This is a genomic window from Candidatus Methylomirabilota bacterium, assembly GCA_027293415.1.
Taxonomy (GTDB): domain Bacteria; phylum Methylomirabilota; class Methylomirabilia; order Methylomirabilales; family CSP1-5; genus CSP1-5.
In genome coordinates, this window is sequence record JAPUFX010000179.1 from 1 (window position 1) to 2922 (window position 2922).

2 protein-coding genes and 2 tRNA genes are annotated in these 2922 nt (G+C 56.6%); all 4 read right to left on the bottom strand.

What is annotated here, in order from left to right; genetic code table 11:
- Window positions 1-279 precede the first annotated feature (279 nt).
- A tRNA-Leu gene (locus O6929_12370) sits at window positions 280-353 on the bottom strand.
- Window positions 354-393: 40 nt separating this feature from the next.
- Window positions 394-471 (bottom strand) — tRNA-Asp (locus O6929_12375).
- A gap of 75 nt (window positions 472-546) precedes the next feature.
- Window positions 547-1752, bottom strand: coding sequence for a glycosyltransferase (locus tag O6929_12380; GenBank protein ID MCZ6481178.1), 1206 nt, complete (start codon window positions 1750-1752; stop codon window positions 547-549).
- Entirely contained in the window at window positions 1749-2423 is a 675-nt protein-coding gene (locus O6929_12385) for a DUF5752 family protein (protein MCZ6481179.1), read from the bottom strand. The genes O6929_12380 and O6929_12385 overlap by 4 nt, the downstream gene beginning before the upstream one ends.
- Window positions 2424-2922 lie beyond the last annotated feature (499 nt).

The window sequence follows — 2922 nt, forward strand, 5'->3', positions numbered from 1 at the left end:
CAACGACGGCGACTCCTTTGAGGCCATCGGCACGATTGGCATCAGCCTAGCGTACTAATAGCAGTCCGCCGTCGGCAGTCAGCACTAAACAGTGTAAAGCAAACTTGCTACGAAGCTAGGACGGCTAGAACGCTGGCACGCTTGAACGCTAGAACACACGAGGCTCAGAAGCTCAGAGCCTAGAAGCATGCGAGCCTGCTAGCCTTCCAGCCTTTTCTACCTGCTGACAGTGGACTGCTCAGCACTTGGGGGCGGATGCGGTGAAGTCTTGGGACGAAATGGCGGGGCCGACGGGATTCGAACCCGCGATTTTCCCGACCTCGTCGGGATGTGTTAACCGGGCTACCCTACCCTGGGACTCTAAACCAGAGCAAAGGGAACAGGCGGGAAAAGTGGCGGGGCCGACGGGATTCGAACCCGCGATCTCCGGCTTGACAGGCCGGCGTGTTAACCAGGCTACACCACGGCCCCCTGAAACGAGAACAAGGCTTATTGTATAACTGAGTTAATGAGGGAAGTCAACTTAGGGGAAGGTCTTCTCTGCCACTACCGCCCGTTGGTCAGAGCGGCCATCAGTGTCAGGTAGTCTGCCAGGTGGCGTGTGATGAGAAAATTGCGTCGGACATACTCCTTGGCATCGTTCCCCATCTTCCGACCAATCTCCGGGTTGTTGAGCAGATGTCGGACCCGGAACGCCGCACCCTCGACGGAACTCACCGTGTAGCCCGTGTGGTAGTACATGATCTGCACCGTGATCCCGCCGGCGAAACCGCCGACGACCGGTTTCCCTTTCCACATAGCCTCGGCGACGGTCAGTCCAAAGCCCTCCCTGAGGGATTTTTGAAGCACAACGGTCGCGGCCCGCTGCAGGGCATTGACCTCGATGTTTGAGTCCGGAGGAAGTAACAGGACGTGAATGTCCGGATCTTGGCCGGCAGCCTCCCTGACCTCTTGGAGGACCATGTCCCCCTCAGGATCATCAGCTGCGCCGCCCCCCACCAATATGAGACGACAATCATTGTACTTCTTCACGATCCGGTAGGCCTGAATCACCCCCACGGGGTCCTTGAACCGGTCAAAGCGAGAGACCTGTAACAAGATCGGCTTGTCACGTGGAATGTCCAATCTATCTAGGATCTTGTTCACCTCTCTTCGGCTCAGATCGCGATTTTTGTCGCTCAACGGGTCGATTGAAGGATAGATGAGGAACTTCGGGATCGGGAGCTTCTGAGCGAAGGTAGGCAGCGAGAAAATGGCGGCATCGTATTTCAGCACATAGTTTTTGAGGAACCGCCACACCCGGCGCGCGGGGTGCGAGATATCGATATGACACCGCCAGACCCATTTGCCCGCCCGGTCGGCGTAATCAATAAGGGCAGCGGGCTGGAGATCGTGGACCAATATCATGTCAGCGTCAAAAGTGAGACGCTTGGCGTTTTCACGGTTTTCCTCGATATAGAGCTGATACATGCGGTCGCTGATTCCCGGGTCCCGACCCTGCAGCGCGTTGTGAAAAGCCTTGGTCACTTTAAAGAATCCCTCACTTCCTTGCATGATCTCCCACCCGACCTTTATTTCGAGTTCGTTGAGCATGGGGACGAGCCGGTTCAATATCTCCGCCACGCCACCCCCGGACCGGGTCGAGTTAATGTTGAGGAGACTCTTTCCCTTTACCTTCTCACTCATGTGATAGAGAAGATCCACCGACCCCGGAGGAGTCACTTTCCGATAATCCTCAAGGCTATTTGTCACCGTTCTCTGCTCCCCCCGTTCAAGAAAGTGTCGCAGATCTCCACGAGACGTTTCCGAAGTTGCTCCAGACTGAAGATGTACGGGTTAATGGCTCGGAGGTGTTGGGCCAGCTCTGGCATATGCAATCCCTCTTCGGCCCAGATAGTAAAATCGCTATCCCGGCGGTTCCGTCGGATCCGAGCCGCGTAGAAGTGGAAGTAGATGGCACTGGTATCCAACCTGGCGATCCCATCCCTCAACTCTTGCAGAGTCCGCGCGACCGTCTCCGTGGGGACCTCGACCATGCGGGACAGCATAAAGTAAAAGGGCTCTCCATCATCGACCCGGGGGACAGCAAGCATTTTCGAGAGGTGATCTTCCATGACGCTAATGAGGGCCTCACGAAGATCTTCGAGGGTCTCGAACTCATATGGATCGATAACCCCCAGCCGCTCTCCCAGCACTCGATCTCGGACCTGGGTGGCCACCCAGGTGGCAAAATCGTTGGGATAGGGCCCCAACAGGAACTGGTGTCTGAGGAAGTATTCATGGGTGTGGTAGTAGATTGACTCGATGGGAACTTCCTCCAAGAGATCTAAAAGTTGGACCTCGTCCTCCGCCTTCACCCCCAGGATCTCTCGGAGTTCTGTGCATCCGACGAATTCAAAGGGAGGACTGACAGCCGCATGCATGAGAGGCCCTCCTGATGGCCAGGCTGGGTATAATTGCACTACTCATGCCAATAGTGACGGCCTGTTATGATACCCAGCCAATCAGCCGGTCTTTCTTTTTTGAACTGGCTTGCTTTTCTTTGGGACAGATGGTGGGGGGGCCGAATCTTGAGCAGTTCCCAGTGCCGGACCCCGGCCTGGGCTTCCAAAGAATTGGAGGCTAAGAGGGCGGGAAACAGGTGCTAGTGCCCCTCCAACTAACTTCTCCTAAGCACCGCAGGGTTCCGCCAGCCCGGATTATTCACCTAGAAGTGAATAATCTGCCCTCCGGGCTTCGACTCCGCCCCGCGTGTGCGGGGCGTCGCTCAGGGCTAGCCTTGAGTCCCGCCGCAGCGGCGGGACGCATTATTCACGAAGACACTCCGTTCGTGAATAATGCGGGCCAGGGGCACTAAAGGGTTGTAGGGGAGAGGCTTCCCTACGCCTGGGGGGTGCTCAGCGAGGCGAACGCCGAGCGCAG

Excerpts from the sequence above, each read along its gene's own strand:
- O6929_12385 (MCZ6481179.1), bottom strand. The coding sequence starts at position 2,423 with ATGCATGCGGCTGTCAGTCCTCCCTTTGAATTCGTCGGATGCACAGAA.